At 63.8% G+C, this 15,869-nt stretch carries 16 protein-coding genes; 4 read left to right on the forward strand and 12 right to left on the reverse strand.

Features of this window, described 5'->3' with window-relative positions; genetic code table 11:
• Window positions 1-16 precede the first annotated feature (16 nt).
• On the reverse strand, window positions 17-1,237 hold the full coding sequence (locus tag X760_RS71305; protein WP_023722707.1) for a GGDEF domain-containing protein: 1,221 nt from the start codon (window positions 1,235-1,237) through the stop codon (window positions 17-19).
• 161 nt (window positions 1,238-1,398) lie between these two features.
• Here X760_RS71305 and X760_RS71310 point away from each other — a divergent pair, with 161 nt between their 5' ends.
• On the forward strand, window positions 1,399-1,710 hold the full coding sequence (locus X760_RS71310; protein ID WP_023722708.1) for a hypothetical protein: 312 nt from the start codon (window positions 1,399-1,401) through the stop codon (window positions 1,708-1,710).
• A 58-nt stretch (window positions 1,711-1,768) separates the two neighbouring features.
• Here X760_RS71310 and leuC read toward each other — a convergent pair whose 3' ends face one another.
• The 5 genes from leuC to rplS all read right to left on the reverse strand — a co-directional run bounded on the left by leuC (window position 1,769) and on the right by rplS (window position 6,603).
• A complete protein-coding gene (gene leuC / locus X760_RS71315; RefSeq protein WP_023722709.1) occupies window positions 1,769-3,178 on the reverse strand; it encodes a 3-isopropylmalate dehydratase large subunit in 1,410 nt (469 codons plus the stop codon).
• Between the two features lie 250 nt (window positions 3,179-3,428).
• Window positions 3,429-4,064 (reverse strand): class I SAM-dependent methyltransferase, encoded by a 636-nt coding sequence (locus tag X760_RS71320; RefSeq protein WP_023722711.1) that lies wholly within the window; start codon window positions 4,062-4,064, stop codon window positions 3,429-3,431.
• A 51-nt stretch (window positions 4,065-4,115) separates the two neighbouring features.
• The gene (locus X760_RS71325; RefSeq protein WP_023722712.1) at window positions 4,116-4,931 is read right to left on the reverse strand and encodes an amino acid ABC transporter permease; all 816 of its coding nucleotides are present in this window, start codon (window positions 4,929-4,931) and stop codon (window positions 4,116-4,118) included.
• A 76-nt stretch (window positions 4,932-5,007) separates the two neighbouring features.
• Window positions 5,008-5,805 (reverse strand): transporter substrate-binding domain-containing protein, encoded by a 798-nt coding sequence (locus X760_RS71330; protein ID WP_031195240.1) that lies wholly within the window; start codon window positions 5,803-5,805, stop codon window positions 5,008-5,010.
• A gap of 258 nt (window positions 5,806-6,063) precedes the next feature.
• The gene (rplS, locus tag X760_RS71335; protein ID WP_023722714.1) at window positions 6,064-6,603 is read right to left on the reverse strand and encodes a 50S ribosomal protein L19; all 540 of its coding nucleotides are present in this window, start codon (window positions 6,601-6,603) and stop codon (window positions 6,064-6,066) included.
• 367 nt (window positions 6,604-6,970) lie between these two features.
• On the opposite strand from rplS, the gene X760_RS71340 reads away from it, so the two are divergent.
• Window positions 6,971-7,723, forward strand: a complete 753-nt coding sequence (locus tag X760_RS71340; protein ID WP_023722715.1) for a sulfite exporter TauE/SafE family protein — start codon at window positions 6,971-6,973, stop codon at window positions 7,721-7,723.
• Here the strand turns inward: X760_RS71340 and trmD are convergent.
• Both trmD and rimM read right to left on the reverse strand, forming a co-directional pair.
• Window positions 7,705-8,403, reverse strand: a complete 699-nt coding sequence (gene trmD / locus X760_RS71345) for a tRNA (guanosine(37)-N1)-methyltransferase TrmD (protein WP_031195242.1) — start codon at window positions 8,401-8,403, stop codon at window positions 7,705-7,707. The genes X760_RS71340 and trmD overlap by 19 nt on opposite strands.
• On the reverse strand, window positions 8,400-8,999 hold the full coding sequence (gene rimM, locus X760_RS71350) for a ribosome maturation factor RimM (RefSeq protein WP_023722717.1): 600 nt from the start codon (window positions 8,997-8,999) through the stop codon (window positions 8,400-8,402). The genes trmD and rimM overlap by 4 nt, the downstream gene beginning before the upstream one ends.
• 115 nt (window positions 9,000-9,114) lie before the next feature.
• On the opposite strand from rimM, the gene X760_RS71355 reads away from it, so the two are divergent.
• Window positions 9,115-10,053, forward strand: a complete 939-nt coding sequence (locus X760_RS71355) for a tyrosine recombinase XerC (RefSeq protein WP_036245843.1) — start codon at window positions 9,115-9,117, stop codon at window positions 10,051-10,053.
• Between the two features lie 84 nt (window positions 10,054-10,137).
• Window positions 10,138-11,205: a TraB/GumN family protein gene (locus X760_RS71360; protein ID WP_023722719.1), complete on the forward strand. Its 1,068-nt coding sequence runs from the start codon at window positions 10,138-10,140 to the stop codon at window positions 11,203-11,205.
• A 948-nt stretch (window positions 11,206-12,153) separates the two neighbouring features.
• On the opposite strand, the gene lpdA is transcribed toward X760_RS71360, so the two are convergent.
• From lpdA to odhB, 4 genes are all read right to left on the reverse strand, one after another.
• Window positions 12,154-13,560, reverse strand: coding sequence for a dihydrolipoyl dehydrogenase (gene lpdA / locus X760_RS71370; RefSeq protein ID WP_023722721.1), 1,407 nt, complete (start codon window positions 13,558-13,560; stop codon window positions 12,154-12,156).
• Window positions 13,561-13,577: 17 nt separating this feature from the next.
• Window positions 13,578-14,336, reverse strand: a complete 759-nt coding sequence (locus X760_RS71375; protein WP_031195243.1) for an SDR family oxidoreductase — start codon at window positions 14,334-14,336, stop codon at window positions 13,578-13,580.
• Complete coding sequence (locus X760_RS0140180) at window positions 14,324-14,761, reverse strand: hypothetical protein (RefSeq protein WP_031195245.1); 438 nt, start codon at window positions 14,759-14,761, stop codon at window positions 14,324-14,326. Before X760_RS0140180 ends, X760_RS71375 begins: the two co-directional genes overlap by 13 nt.
• Before the next feature lie 124 nt (window positions 14,762-14,885).
• A partial coding sequence (gene odhB, locus X760_RS71380; RefSeq protein WP_023722724.1) for a 2-oxoglutarate dehydrogenase complex dihydrolipoyllysine-residue succinyltransferase occupies window positions 14,886-15,869 on the reverse strand: 984 nt, incomplete at its 5' end.

Below are 15,869 nucleotides of genomic sequence, written 5' to 3' on the forward strand. Positions count from 1 at the left end.
AGGCGCGAAAAAGACGTTAATTCGACGCCGCCGCTGACGCTCCGCCGGCACCGGTCCGATTGGGAAGGACGACCGTTTCAGGCCGCTGATAGGACAGGCACACGCTGTCGCGGCCATTCCTCTTGGCTTTGTAGAGCGCTTCGTCGGCACGGCGCATCAGCGGGTCCAGCCCTTCGTCGCCCGTACGGGCGGCCACGCCGAAGCTCGCGGTCACTCTTGTGTCGGGCGGAAGCCCGTCGATTCTGCCCGCCGAATAGAGCGTGCGAATGGCTTCGGCAAACAGTCTTGCCGCGCCAAGGTCACTGAGCGGCAAGAGCACGGCGAACTCCTCGCCGCCGATGCGGCCGGCAACGCCGCGCGTGCCTGCAGCCGATAGAAGCTTGGCGGCGAAGTCGGCGATGACGCGATCCCCGGCCGCGTGGCCATGCTGATCATTGAGCGCCTTGAAATGATCGAGATCGGCCAACACCAGCGCAACCGGCAATCGCGCCGTGGCACAGTGCTGCAGGACAAGCATGGCGCGCTCCTCGAAGCCGCGGCGGTTGAGCAGGCCCGATAATGGGTCCGTCAGGGTTTCGGTCTTCAGGGCCTTCATCACATCGAGCGCGGCGGCGCCGAACAGGCAAAGCGCGATAAGCAGCGACAGCAATGCATGCGACAGCAGTGCCGTCGTCCAATAGGACGACGAGTAAAGCCCTTCATAGCTGGTAAATGGACCATGCGCGATGACGACGGCAAGGGTCCGCACCAGGAAGTTCAGACCGGAAAGCAGCGACAGCACGAACAGGATCATCTCCGTCGGGCCGTTGTTGCGCACCACGCGCAACTCGGCGGCGACAACCAGGCTGATGCCGCCGAAGCTGAAATTGATGGCAAGGATCCGCCACGTGATATCCGGCCGGGCAAAGAGAAACCATGAGACCGCGGCCAGGCCGCCGCCCGCCAGAATGCCGATCGCTGGATACGGCACGCGCCGCCCGTAGCGCGCGATGACCGCGCCGGCGAGACAGCAGGTCGCGAAGGTGAAGCATAGGATGGACATGAGCTTGGTCGGCGCCATACCGACCGGCAGCGTGAAATACTGGAGCAGGAAGCCTGCGGCCGAGGCCGAGTAGCCCGCCGCCAGCACGATCAGATAGGGACGGTGGCGCTGATAGAACCACAGCACGAGAAATGCCGCGCCGAGTGTGAGGGCGATGCCTGGATTGAGCAGCGCTATGAGCAGGCCGGTGTCCAAGCGCTGTAAGTTCCCCTCGCTTCCCCTGAGGAGACATTAGAGCGGAAGCCCAAACAAGCGGTTAAGCGAAGGCGAATATACGACGGATGCATCGGTGAAGCTGCTGGACGGAACCGGGAACGGCGGGCGGCGTTTCACGACGGCAACCAGGAGACGCTCTGATGGCCGACACGATCATGCTGACCGATCACGATGCAATTCGCTCATGGGCCGCGGCGCGCGCCGGCTTTCCGGCGATCGTCGACGTGTCGCCTGAAGCCGGAACCCAGGCCATGCTGAGGCTGGTCTTCGGCCAGCACGCCTACCAGGATCAGGACGAGGCCGAACGCCCGATCAATGCCGGCGGCTATGAACTGGTCGAATGGGACGAATGGTTCAAGCTCTTCGACGAGCGCCAACTGGCGCTGGTCGTCGCAAAGGACCAACCCGGCCGCCGTGAGGGATTCCACGAATTCGTCAGGCGCCCCAGCTGAAGAAATGCCCGAACCGCACTGGGGCTCGGGCGACTCATATCCGACCGCGTGCCCTGCGCTATTTCCACTCGCGGATATCGACGAAATGGCCGGCGATCGCTGCTGCTGCCGCCATTGCCGGCGACACCAGATGGGTGCGGCCCTTGAAGCCTTGGCGGCCCTCGAAATTGCGGTTCGAGGTCGAGGCGCAGCGCTCATGCGGCTTCAGCCGGTCGTCGTTCATGGCAAGGCACATCGAGCAGCCCGGCTCGCGCCAGTCGAAACCGGCGGCGACAAAGATCTTGTCGAGACCTTCGGCCTCGGCCTGTTCCTTGACCAGGCCGGAGCCCGGCACGATCATCGCACTGACCCGCGGATTGACCTTTTTGCCCTCGATCACCTTGGCGGCGGCGCGCAGATCCTCGATGCGGCCATTGGTGCAGGAGCCGATGAAGACGCGATCGAGTTCGATATCGGTGATCTTGGTGCCCGGCGTCAGGCCCATATAGTCGAGCGCGCGTTGCTTGGAGGTGCGCTTGTTCTCATCAGTGATGTCGTCCGGGTTCGGCACGATGCCCTGGACCGAAACGACGTCCTCGGGCGAGGAGCCCCAGGAGACGATCGGCGGCAGCTTTGCCGCGTCGAGCACGACCACCTTGTCGAAATGCGCGCCTTCGTCGGACTGCAGCGTCTTCCAATAGGCGAGCGCGGCATCCCAGGCTTCGCCCTTGGGGGCGCGCGGCTTGTCCTTGACATAGGCGAAGGTGGTCTCGTCGGGCGCGATCAGGCCGGCGCGGGCGCCGGCTTCGATCGACATGTTGCAGATCGTCATGCGGCCTTCCATCGACAGCGCACGGATCGCTTCGCCGGCATATTCGATGACATAGCCGGTGCCGCCGGCCGTGCCGATTTCGCCGATGATGGCAAGGATGATGTCCTTGGCGGTGACGCCTTCCGGCAGCGCGCCGTCGACACGCACCAGCATGTTCTTGGCCTTGCGCTGGATCAGCGTCTGCGTCGCCAGCACATGCTCGACTTCCGAGGTGCCGATGCCATGCGCCAGCGCGCCGAACGCGCCATGCGTCGAGGTGTGGCTGTCGCCGCAGACGATGGTCATGCCGGGCAGCGTAAAGCCTTGCTCCGGCCCGATGATGTGGACGATGCCCTGGCGGATGTCCTTCTCGGAATAGTATTCGATACCGAAATCCTTGGCGTTTTTGGCCAGCGCCTCGACCTGGATGCGGCTTTCCTCGTTCTTGATTCCAAACTTGCGTTCCGGCGAGGTCGACACATTGTGATCGACCACGGCCAGCGTCTTTTCCGGATGCCGAACCTTGCGGCCGGTCATGCGCAGGCCTTCGAAAGCCTGCGGGCTGGTGACTTCGTGGACGAGGTGGCGGTCGATGTAGAGCAGGCAGGTGCCGTCGTCCTGGCGGTCGACCACATGGTCGTCGAAAATCTTGTCGTAGAGGGTGCGCGGTGCGCTCATTTGCGTAAATCCGTCGATTTAAAAAAAGGAAAAGGACGCCGGTCGGCCCGGCGAAACAGCCCGGCGAGTCTGCCTTAGCTAAGTCGGCTGGTCAGCGCCCCGCAGACGCGCGCCGAAAATCGCGACGGCAGGCGTTTTCTGTCCTGCAGCACGAAACCCTTATAGGCCGGATCGCCAAAAAGCTCTTCCATGGCGCTGCTCTTATCAATGTTTTGGCTTTTCAGCAATCGTGGCGGCCTTCGCAGGCGCTTCACAGCACCTCGAACACAAACGTCTTCACCAGCGCGTCGGGCTCGGCGATCGCATAGCAGCGGAACCATGGGCTCTCCTCGACCGGCCGCCATTTTTTCGCCTGCTCCAGTTCGTCAAACACGGCTTGAAACCCGCCGCTTTCAAATACCTGGTCACGGACGGTGAAGATGGCGTGGCCGCCCTTCCTGGTGATGCGTACCAGTTCACGCAGGCCGGACGCCGGCGCGTGGCTGATGGTGAACACGCCGGTCGAGAAGAAGGCGCGAAAATACCCGTCCGCCCAGGGCAATGGCCCGCCGAGCATCGCCTGTTTCAGCTCGCTGTAGGCCTGCCGGCTGCCGGCGATTTTCAGCATGTCCTGCGACAGGTCGAGCCCGGCAATATGGTGGTAGCCGAGTGCCTTCAGGGACGGCCCCGACAGGCCGGTGCCGCAGCCGGCGTCCAGCAGCGGCCCTTCGCCTGACGGCACGTGGCGCGCCACCCAGGCGGCGATCAGGAACGGCAGGAGATAGCCGAGCGCCGCGGTTTCGCTGTCATAGGTCGCAGCCCATTGCGCATAGGCTTTGGCGAGCGCCTCAGGCGTGTCGGCCGTGTAGACTGCTTCCAGCGCCGCATTGGCTTTGTCGATGATCATGGTTCTCCCCGGTCGCATTCGTTCGATGGTAGCGCCGTTTTCGCCTGCCTTCTATTCCCCATGCTGGTGCCGCAGCCGCTTCTCCAGCGCCCGCAACGCCAGCGACAGACCGACGGTCAGGATGAGATAGATATAGGCGACGATCGAATAGGTTTCGAAGAAGCGGAACGAACCGGCGGCGTAGATCTTGCCCATCTGGGTGATGTCGGCGACGCCGAGCACCGAGACCAGCGAGGAATCCTTGACCATGGCGACGAAATCATTGCCGAGCGGCGGCAGGATGGTGCGGATCGCCTGCGGAAAGACGATCAGCCGGAAGCGCTGCGTGCGCGTCAGCCCGAGCGCCTTCGCCGCCTCGATCTGACCCTTCTCGACCGCCTGGATGCCGGCGCGGAAGACCTCCGAGATGAAAGCGGAATAGCCGATGGTCAGCGCCATGATGGCGCGCCATAGCAGCGACACGTCGCGTACCAGCAGCTCACCGAACAGGCCGGCGCTTTGCAGCGGCGCCGTCAGCGCGTTCCATGCCGCGACGAAGGCCGGCGCGCCAGCAAAGGCGATCCAGAACAACAGCACTAGGATCGGCACGCCGCGGATGATCTCGACGTAGAAGCGGGCGATCTGGCTGAGCCAGCGTGAGCCCGACAGCCCCATCAGCGCCACGCCAAGCCCGATGGCGCAAGCCAGCGTGAAGGCGACCACGGTGACGAAGATGGTGACGCCGATGCCCTTGGCGACGGTCGCGAACACCTGGGCATAGAGGTCGCTGGCGGCGATGAAGATGGCGGCGGCCAAGGCGATCGTCACTGCCACGGCAAGCCACCACGGGAAGTCGGATTTGGCGGAGGCTGGGGGCGCCGGCGGCATCAAGCAATACCGGTGACAGAGTCGCCCAGAGTCAGCACGAGTTCCCGCGCATCACCCGGCACCCGCGACAAAAGTCCTACTGCCCCATCTTGTAGTCGAGGAACCACTTCTTGTTGAGCGCGTCGAGCGTGCCGTCGGCCTTGAGCGCGGCGATTGCCGCGTTGACCGGCTTCACCAGGTCGGAGCCCTTGGGGAAAATGAAGCCGAAATCCTCGGTGCCGAGTGGGCCGCCGATCAGCTTAAGGCCGCCATTGGACGCATCGACATAGCCCTTGCCGGCAGTGCCGTCGGTGAGCACGACGTCGACGTCGCCGGACTTCAGCGCCTGCACCGTCGCGCCGAATGTCTCGAACAGCTTGATGCGCGGATTCTGTTCATTGCCGTCGAGGACGCTGTAGACCGCGGTGTAGAACGGCGTGGTACCGGCCTGCGCGCCGATCAGCCCGTCCTTGAAGGCAGCGAACGTCTTGGCATCGCTGAAGCGCTTCTCGTCGCCGCGCACCAGCATGAACTGTTCCGAGCGCATATACGGGTCGGAGAAATCGACCTTCTGCTTGCGGTCGTCCTTGATGGTGATGCCGGTCATGCCAATGTTGTACTGGTTGTCGGAAACCGCCTGGATCATCGCGTCCCAGGAAGTATTCTGGTACTCGACCTTGAAATTCAGCCGCTTGGCGATCTCGTTCATCGCGTCATATTCCCAGCCGATCTGCTTGCCGGTCTTGGCATCGATGAACTGCAGCGGCGGATAGGCGTTTTCCGTCACCACCACCACTTTCTTGCCGCCGAGGTCGGGCAACACCTGCGCCATAGCCGCGACAGGCACAAGAAGGCAAGCCAGCAGGCCGGCCAGCAGCAGTTTCGAATTGATCATGACTATGCTCCCCAGGAACTGAACCGCCTCGATCGGCCGAGGCATGCAGGAAAATCCGGCGCCGACTTTAGCTTTCCGCAGGCGCCTTGCAAGCCGCTCCGATGCGCCGCTCGGCACGAAAATGGATTTCCGATGCTTTCAACGACGGCATTACGGAACGATCCGTATCGATTGCGGGACTGGCAAAATCGAATCCACCTCGCGAAACAAAAAGGCGGCCGAAGCCGCCTTTCCGAAAACATGGGTTTTGAAGACGCCTTATTCGGCGGCAGCTGTTTCCGCGGCCTTGGCTGCCTCGTCGGCGGCCTTCTTCTCGGCGGCGTCCTGCGCTGCCTTCTCGGCGGCCAGCGCCTGGGCGGCGGCCACCTTCTCGGCCTCGATGCGCGCCTTCTCGGCGTTCAGCGCATCGCGCTCTTCGTCGTTCAGCTTGCGGGCGCGCACGCCGGTGTTTTCCGAAATACGGGCCGATTTGCCGCGACGATCGCGCAGGTAATACAGCTTGGCGCGACGCACCTTGCCGCGGCGCACGATCTCGACGCCCTCGACCATCGGCGAATAGACCGGGAACACACGCTCCACGCCTTCGCCGTAGGAGATCTTGCGAACGGTGAAGCTCTCCTGGAAACCGGCGCCGGCGCGGGCGATGACGACGCCCTCATAGGCCTGGACACGGGTGCGGGTGCCTTCGGTCACGCGGACCTGGACGCGCACGGTGTCGCCGGGCTGGAATTCGGGAAGCTTGCGCTTGGCTTCGATCTTGGCGGCCTGCTCGGCCTCGAGCTGACGGAGGATATCCATCTCATAAATCCACTTCTTGTTCTTCCGACAGTCAGAGCGTCCGACACTCGCCTTGCAGTCGCATCGACCGCTCGGCTATGCCCTTCGTTCGAGAACGTCTGTTCGAGAACATCGGGCAGGGGCGACTACACCGTCATTGTTGACGGGCCAGAAGATCGCTCTTGGCAGATTTTCTTCCGGTTCGGCGCGCACATACAGCTATTTCGGCGCTTTGTCACGCCTTCGCTGTTTCTTTTTTGGCGCTGCTTCTTTTGACTGGCGCCCGCTGTGGCAATCCCATGATCGCTTGTGGTCCAGGGGGTTGCGCCCGCGCGTCAAGCTTTCTAAGCCGGAAGATAAGCATTTTCCTCCAGCGACGACACCCCTCATGCCAATCTTGGACGCGGTCCTGCTCTTTCTCGCCGGCTTTCTATCAGGCGCGGTCAACGCAGTTGCCGGCGGCGGCACGTTCATAACCTTTGGCGCCATGACCCTGGCCGGCCTGCCGCCGATCGTCGCCAATGCGACATCGTCGGTGACGCAATTTCCTGGCTACATCACCTCGACGCTCGCCTATTGGCACGACATCAAGCATTTCTGGCGCGGCGCACTGCTGCTCAGCCTCATTTCGGCTTTCGGTGCGCTGTCTGGCGCGCTCATCCTTCTAGGGCTCGACAACCCGTCGTTCCGCGCCTTGGTGCCGTGGCTGCTGCTGGCGGCGACGGCGTTGTTCGCTGCCGGGCCATGGCTGAAGCCGGCGCCCAAGCCGGAGCATGAGGCCGCGGTGGGTTCGCTGGTCGGATCGCTGGCGCAGTTCGCCACTGCCGTCTATGGCGGCTTCTTCGGCGCGGGCATGGGCGTCATGATGCTGGCGACGCTCGGCCTCACCCAGTCCGGCGACTATCACCGGCTGAACGCACTGAAGAACATGCTGGCCGTTGTCATAGCTGCGGTCGCCATCCTGGTCTTTGTCTCCGGCGGCGTCATCGCCTGGCTGCAGGCGATCATCATGATCCCAGGCGGCGCGCTGGGCGGCTATGCCGGCGTCTGGATCGCCAGGCGCGTGCCACAGAACGCGGTGCGCGGCTTCGTCATCGCGGTCGGCCTGTTCCTGGCGTTTTACTATTTCGACAAGGGCTGAGCGGCCAAAAGATCCGGCCTTCGCTCTTTCGTCAGCTTTTCCGCCTCGGCCCGCCGCCAGGCGGCGATCTTCTTGTGATTGCCCGAAATCAGCACTTCGGGGATCGGCCGGCCCTCGAACTCCTGCGGCCGCGTGTAGTGCGGATGTTCGAGCAGGCCGTTCTCAAAGCTCTCTTCGTCGCCTGACACCGCATTGCCCATGACACCGGGCAGCAGCCGCACCACGGCGTCTAACAGCACAAGTGCCGCCGGCTCGCCGCCGGACAGGATGAAGTCGCCGATCGAGACTTCCTCGAGGCCTCGCGATTCGATGACCCGCTGGTCGACGCCTTCGAAGCGGCCGCAGACAATCACCGCACCCGGCCCGCCGGCGAGCTCGCGCACACGGCGCTGCGTCAGCGGCTTGCCGCGCGGGCTCATTAGCAGTTTTGGACGCAGATCGCCCGGCGGCGAGGCATGGTCGATGGCGCTGGCCAGCACGTCCGCCCGCATCACCATCCCGGCGCCACCGCCGGCCGGTGTGTCATCGACAGTACGGTGACGATCGCTGGCAAAGTCGCGGATCTGGATCGCCTTGAGCGACCAAATGCCGGTCTCCAGCGCGCGTCCGGCCAGCGACAGGCCGAGCGCGCCGGGAAACATCTCGGGATAGAGCGTCAGCACCGAAGCAGAAAAACTCACCGGTTGCCTCCGGCGTCCCGCGGCCCGCGCGGCCTGCCTTTGGGGTCGAAGCTGTCGCGGCCGGCAGGCTCGCCGTCCTCGTCCTCGACCAACCCTGCGGCGGCCGGATCGATGCGGACAAAGCCGCCGGCGATCGACACTTCCGGAACGGCGGCCTGCGTGAACGGGATGAGCACGCCTTTGCGCCCCGCCAGCGTCACGTCGAGAATGTCGCCGCCGCCGAAATTATGCACGGCGACGACCTTTCCGATGACCGCACCAGTGTCATCCTTGACCTCCAGCCCGACGAGGTCGGCATGGTAGAATTCATCCTCTTCGCCCTCATCCGGCAACACCGAACGGTCGACGAACAATTCGGTGCCGGCAAGCGCCTCCGCGGCATTGCGATCGCTGACGCCTTTGAAACGCACCACCACCACCGTGTTGGCAGGCCTGATATCGACGATCTGGAAGGCGCGGCCATCCCTGGCGTAGAGCGGACCGTAATCGGCCAGCGCCAGCGGGTCGCCGGTAAAGCTCTTGACGCGCAATTCGCCCTTGATGCCATGCGCGGCACCGATCACGGCCATCTGGACGGGGTTTTGCGGCTTGCTCATCTGCGGAAAATCCTTTGCCTTGCTCTAACCCCAGCCCGTCGTCATTTCAATGATGCCGCTCTTCACCGCTTCCTAACCCGCGTGCCGGAAGATGGCGGAGAACTGGAAGAGCGCAATGCAGGAATTCCTCATACCGGCAAAACCCGATCTACAGGCGGCGCGCGAGGCCTGGCTGAAGATGCTGGCGCGCGAACGACGGCTGTCGCCCGAAACCGTCGAGGCCTATGAGCGCGACACGCGCCAGTTCCTGCATTTCCTGACCGGCCATTGCGGCGGCTCGCCCGGCATTTCCGACATCGCCGATCTGCGCCCCGCCGATCTGCGCGGCTTTCTCGCTGCCCGCCGTACCGAGGGCGCCGGCGCCCGCACGCTCGGGCGCGGCCTAGCCGGCATCCGCTCGCTGCTGCGTTTCCTGGAACGGCGCGGCCTCGCCAATGCGGCAGGTGCGGCAGCCTTGCGCGCGCCGCGGCAGCCGAAATCGCTGCCCAAGCCGCTGACCGCAAGCGATGCAAAACACGTCGTCTCGGTGGAAGGCCAACTGGCGGAGGAGCCGTGGATCGCCGCGCGCAACGCCGCCGTGCTGACCCTGCTCTATGGGTCCGGCTTGCGCATTTCCGAGGCGCTCGGCCTGTCGGGCGCCGATCTGTCCTCGCCTGGTGAGACCGTGCTGCGCGTCACCGGCAAGGGCGGCAAGACGCGGTTGGTGCCGGTGCTGCCGGTGGCGCTGCGGGCGATTGCCGAATACCGCCGCTTGTGTCCCTATCATCTCGATCCCAAGGGCGTGCTGTTTCGCGGTGCCCGCGGCGGCCCGCTGAACCCGGCAATCGTTCAGCGCGACATGGCCAAGCTGCGCTCGGCGCTCAACCTGCCCGACACGGCGACGCCGCATGCGCTGCGCCATTCCTTTGCAACGCATCTGCTTGGGCGCGGCGGCGACCTGCGCACCATCCAGGAGTTGCTCGGCCACGCCAGCCTGTCGACAACCCAGATATACACCGGTGTCGACACCGCCAGGCTGCTCGAGATTTACGAAGCAGCTCATCCGCGTGCGTGATGGATGCTTGATTGGTGGCCATCTCGCAACAATTTTGATGCGCCGATTAACCGTTTTGCCGCTTTTTGCGCCTAGAACCGCAGCATGAAACGCCTCATCGCCATCGCCGACCGCGCGACCCATGTGTCGCTGAAGCTGCTTGTCGCGCTCAACGCCCTGTTTTTCCTCTCCTTCCTCATCATCGCGCTGCTCGCCGCAGGCAAGGCACGCGCCGAGATCCCGGTCTGCGCCGGTACCGATATGCTGGGCGCGCTGCAAAAGGACGACCCGGCCACCTACCGCAAGATCGAGGCGGACGCGGCAGTGACGCCGAACGGCAAGGGCCTGCTGTGGAAGCTCGAAAAATCAGGCGAAAAACCGTCTTTCCTGTTCGGCACCATGCACGTTACCGACCCGCGCGTCACCACGCTGCCGCCCGCCGCGCAGAAGGCATTCGATGCGGCTGGCACCGTCATCATCGAGACCACCGAAGTGCTCGACAAGCAGAAGATGATGGCCGCACTGCTGAAAGAGCCGGATCTGATGATGTTCACCGACAAGACGACGCTTTCGTCGCTGCTGTCGCCGCAGGATGCGGCGGTGGTCAACAAGGCGCTCGATGCGCGTGGCATCCCGCCAGCGACCGTCGCCAAGATGAAGCCCTGGTTGCTGTCGGCGATGGTGGCGCTGCCTGCATGCGAAGTCGCCCGCCAAGCTGGCGGCGCACCGGTGCTCGACGTCAAGCTTGCCAAGGACGCCGAGGCTTCGGGCAAATCAGTCGAGGGGCTGGAGACAATCGCCGACCAGTTGCGCGCCATGGCTTCGCTGCCGATCGCCTTTCACCTGAAGGGGCTGGTCGATACGCTGAAGCTTGGCGACAAGGTGAACGACGTCAACGAAACCATGATCGTGCTTTACCGGCGTGGCGACACTGGCATGTACGTACCGCTGTTTCGGACCGTCATTCCCGAACAGGTCGACGACCAATCGGGTTACGCCGAATTCGAGCAGACCATGATCACCAGCCGCAACAAGGTGATGGTCGATCGGGCAGCGCCGATCCTCGCCCACGGCAATGTCTTCATGGCGGTAGGCGCCATGCACCTTCCCGGAGCGCAAGGCTTGGTCGAGGGTTTCCGCAAGACCGGCTACACGGTGACCGCCGTCAACTGAACAACACGGCGGAGTTGCACACCGAATCATTGCCGTGGCGCGACGGCGGACCACCCGCGCTTCGTGCCAAGAAACTGAAAAAGGTTCGGTTTGGCTCGATCGAACCCATTTTTGCGGTGGAAATGCATGCCTGCAAGCGATTCCGGATCAGAATTGCCCTGTTTTCGGCGTTTTCAACGCCTAATGTGAAACCGATTCAACGATTGTACGTTGATGGCTATTACTTGATGTTTTTCATCCACGGAGGACACTTTTATGGCGAACACACCCAATCCGAACGACCCATTCACCTCACCGGGTACCGCACGGCCACGCGGCGGCGGCAGCGGCTGGCTGATTGCCCTGGTCGTCGTTATCCTGGCAATTGTCGCCTATTATGTTTTTGGAAGACGTAGCGAGGCACCTGCGCCTGCCGAACCGCCCGCAGCCAGCACACCGGCTCCGGCTCCAGCACCTGCCGAGCCGATGAAGCCAGCCGAACCGGCTCCTGCGCCAGCTCCGGCAACACCCGCTCCGGCTCCCGCTCCGGCAGAACCTGCACCCGCTCCGGCCCCTGCGCCAGCCCCGGCCCCGGCCCCGGCACCAGCACCGGCCCCTCAGTAATCAGACTGCCGACTTAATATATGAACGGCCCGCTGAAAGGCGGGCCGTTTTGTTTTTGGGAACAGCCGTCGATGGCTTCGTCATCCCAGGGCGGAGCGAACGCAAAGCGGAGCGCAGACCCTGGGATCCATGCCGTGACATCCGCCGAAGAATGCAGTAGTGCAGAATCACCGGTTACGAGCCGATGGAAGAGGCACTCGATTCTGGTTCGCCGGAACACTGCCGCTTAGGTAACGGCATGGATCCCAGGGTCTCCGCGACATCGCTCCGCTCCTGCTCCGCCCTGGGATGACGAATCGCGGCTGTTTCAGCCAATCTCTAAGCTTTGCGATTCACCGCGTTTGCTCAGATGTGGATGGGCTTGAAGAACGTCGCCAGTGCCGCCTCCTTGACCGCCTCCGACATTGTCGGATGGGCGTGACAGGTGCGGGCTAGGTCTTCCGACGAGCCGCCAAATTCCATCAGCACCGCCGCCTCGTGGATCATCTCGCCGGCGCCGAAGCCGACGATGTGGACGCCGAGCACGCGGTCGCTGGCCTTGTCGGCCAGGATTTTCACAAAGCCGTCGGTGTGCAGCATGGCGCGCGCCCGGCCATTGGCGCTGAACGGGAATTTTCCCGCCTTGTAGTCGACGCCGGCCTTCTTCAATTCTTCTTCGGTCTTGCCGACCGAAGCGATTTCCGGCGTGGTGTAGACGACGCTCGGAATCACGTCATAGTTCACATGCCCGGCCTGGCCGGCAATGGTTTCGGCCACCGCCACGCCCTCGTCCTCGGCCTTGTGGGCGAGCATCGGGCCGGCGATGACATCGCCGATGGCGTAGATACCGGGGACTTTGGTCCTGAGATGGCCGTCGGTCTTGACCCAGCCGCGCTCGTCGACGTCGACGCCTGCCTCCTTAAGCCCGAGAGCGTCCGAATAGGCCCGTCGTCCCGTCGCGATCAGCACGGCGTCGGCCTCGATCGTCTCGGCCGCCCCGCCTTTGACTGGCTCGAAGGTGACCGTCGCTCCCTTCTTGGCCTTGGCGACGCCGGTCACCTTGGCGCCCAGCCTGAACTCAAAGCCCTGCTTCGACAGCAGGCGCTGGAACTGCTTGGAGACCTCGCCATCCATGCCGCCCAGGATGGTGTCGAGGAACTCGACCACGGTGACCTTGGCGCCGAGCCGCGCCCATACCGAGCCGAGTTCCAGCCCGATGACGCCGCCGCCGACCACCACCAGATGGCCCGGCACCTTGTCCAGCGACAGCGCGCCGGTCGACGACACGATCACCTTCTCGTCGAAATCGACCTTGACACCGGGAATGCCGGCGACGTCGGAGCCGGTGGCGATGACGATGTTCTTGGTCTCAATCTCCTCGACCTTGCCGTCATCGGAGGTCACCGACACCTTGCCAGCCGCAACTACTTTGCCGGTGCCACGAAAACTGTCGATCTTGTTCTTCTTGAACAGGAAGGCGACGCCATTGACGTTGGCCGTCACCGTCGCATCCTTGTGTGCCATCATCTTGCCGAGATTGAGCTTGGGCGCGCCGATCTCGACGCCGAGCGCGTCGAAGGAATGGCCGGCCTCGGCAAACATCTCGGACGCATGCAGCAGCGCCTTTGACGGGATGCAGCCGATGTTGAGGCAGGTACCGCCGAAGGTCGGGTTCTTTTCGACCACCGCCGTCTTCAGGCCGAGCTGTGCCGCCTTGATGGCGCAGACATAGCCGCCCGGTCCCGATCCGATGATAACGACGTCATAGGCCATGATACTGTCCCTTTGCTTTAGCGGCCGCCGCCGACTTCCAGATTGGCGCCTGTCGTATAGGAGGCCTCGTCCGACAGCAGCCAGAGAATTGCGGCCGCGACTTCCTCGGCAGTGCCTGCGCGCTGCATCGGCACCACCCGGCCCATTTTCTCGGCGCGATCCGGCTGCCCGCCGGAGGCATGAATTTCCGTGTCGATGATGCCCGGGCTGACCGCGTTGACACGGACGCCTTCCTCGGCCACTTCCCGCGCCAGGCCGACAGTGAAGGCGTTGATCGCGTTCTTGGAGGCTGCGTAGTCGATATATTGACCTGCCCCGCCAAGCCTTGCCGCGATCGAAGACAAATTGACGATGGCGCCGCCCTTGCCGCCATTTCTGGTCGACATGCGCTTCACCGCTTCGCGTGCGCAAAGCATCGGCCCAATCACATTGATCCGCATCATGCGCTCGAGCCGCGCGAACGACATCTCGTCGACCCGTGACAGGCTGTCGACGACACCGGCATTGTTGACCAGCGCATCAAGCCCGCCGAAGCGGTCTTCGACCGCCTCGAACATGGCCAGCACATCCGTCTCGCTGCCGACATCGGCCTTGAGGGCAAAGGCTTCTCCGCCGCCGGCCTCGATGTCGGCGACCACCGTTTCGGCCGCTTTTGCATTCGACGCGTAATTGACCGCAACGCGGTAGCCGGCCTCGGCGGCAAGCCTGCATGTAGCGGCGCCAATGCCGCGGCTGCCGCCGGTCACCAGCAGGATTTTTCCGCTCATTCCTGACATCCTTTCAGGGCAAAGACGTCCCAGGGCACCTTGGAAAAGCCGTTGGCGCCATAGGCCGCCGACATCTGCAACGACGCCCCCAGATCGGGCAGGATCAGCTTCTTCGGCGCATCCTTTCCTTCGCCCGGCAGCAACGCGATATTGCCCTGGTCGTCGGCCGTATAGATGACCCCCTCCCACACAGTGCAGGCGGCGAGCTCGTCGCCGGTGACGTCGCCGGCCGGGCATTTGTACATCAGTGAGCCATGCGGCCGCGCCACGCCCTCCGTCCACATGACGATTCCGTCGAGAACGACGCCCTTGTCGAGCACCATCTTGAAACTGTTGGTGACGGCGGCCGATTCGCCGGTTGGCCTGAAATCGATCTCGGCTGCGTTTTCAGTGTCGCCGTAGACGGCCAGTTCGAGCGGGCAGGNAGCGGGCAGGCGGCAAGCGCAGCGGAGACCGTCTGCACGCCGAGTGCGGAGATCGTGACAAACAAACCGGACCGGAAACGAGAGGAACCAATCCGGTGGCGCAGATCCATTCTCCGGCTCACTCGGGCCGCCCCTAGAGGTCGAGCACCAGCCGCTCGGGATCCTCCAGGCTTTCCTTGACCCGCACCAGGAACGTCACCGCTTCCTTGCCGTCGACGATGCGGTGATCGTAGGACAGCGCCAGATACATCATCGGCCGGATGACGATCTGGCCGCCGACCACCACCGGCCGCTCCTGGATCTTGTGCATGCCCAAAATGCCCGACTGCGGCGCATTGAGGATCGGCGTCGACATCAGCGACCCGTAAACGCCACCGTTGGAAATCGTAAACGTGCCGCCTTGCATATCCGCAACCGATAGCTTGCCGTCGCGCGCCGCAAGCCCGAGCCTGCCGATGTCCTTCTCGATTTCGGCGATGGACATCTGGTCGGCATTGCGCACGACCGGCACGACAAGGCCTTTTTCGGTACCAACGGCGACGCCGATATGGGCGTAGTTCTTGAAGATGATGTCGGTGCCGTCGATCTCGGCGTTGACGGACGGGATCTCCTTCAGCGCATGGGTGACGGCCTTGGTGAAGAAACCCATGAAGCCGAGCTTCACGCCGTGCTTCTTCTCGAACACGTCCTTGTATTTGCTCCTCAGCGCCATCACCGCGCTCATGTCGACCTCGTTGAAGGTGGTCAGCATCGCGGCGGTCGATTGCGCTTCCTTGAGGCGGCGCGCGATGGTCTGGCGCAGCTTGGTCATGCGCACGCGCTCCTCGCGCGACGCATCGTCGGCCGAGGACGGCGCGCGCGCGGCGACAGGTGCCGGCACAGGTGCTGCCTTTGGCATTTCGGCCGGCTGCGACGGCGCGCCCCTGGCGATCAGGTCGAGCACGTCGCCTTTCAGCACCTGGCCGCGCTTGCCCGAGCCCGAGACCTGGTCGACCGCAAGATTGTGCTCGGCCAGCAGCTTTGCCGCCGACGGCGCCGGCGGCATTGTGCGTGTCTCAATCGCGCCGGCGTCGCCGGCGATCTTGGCCGTCTCGGCCGCGGCCTGCTGGACGCTGGA

The sequence above is a fragment of the Mesorhizobium sp. LSHC420B00 genome (assembly GCF_000503055.1).
Lineage (GTDB): Bacteria > Pseudomonadota > Alphaproteobacteria > Rhizobiales > Rhizobiaceae > Mesorhizobium.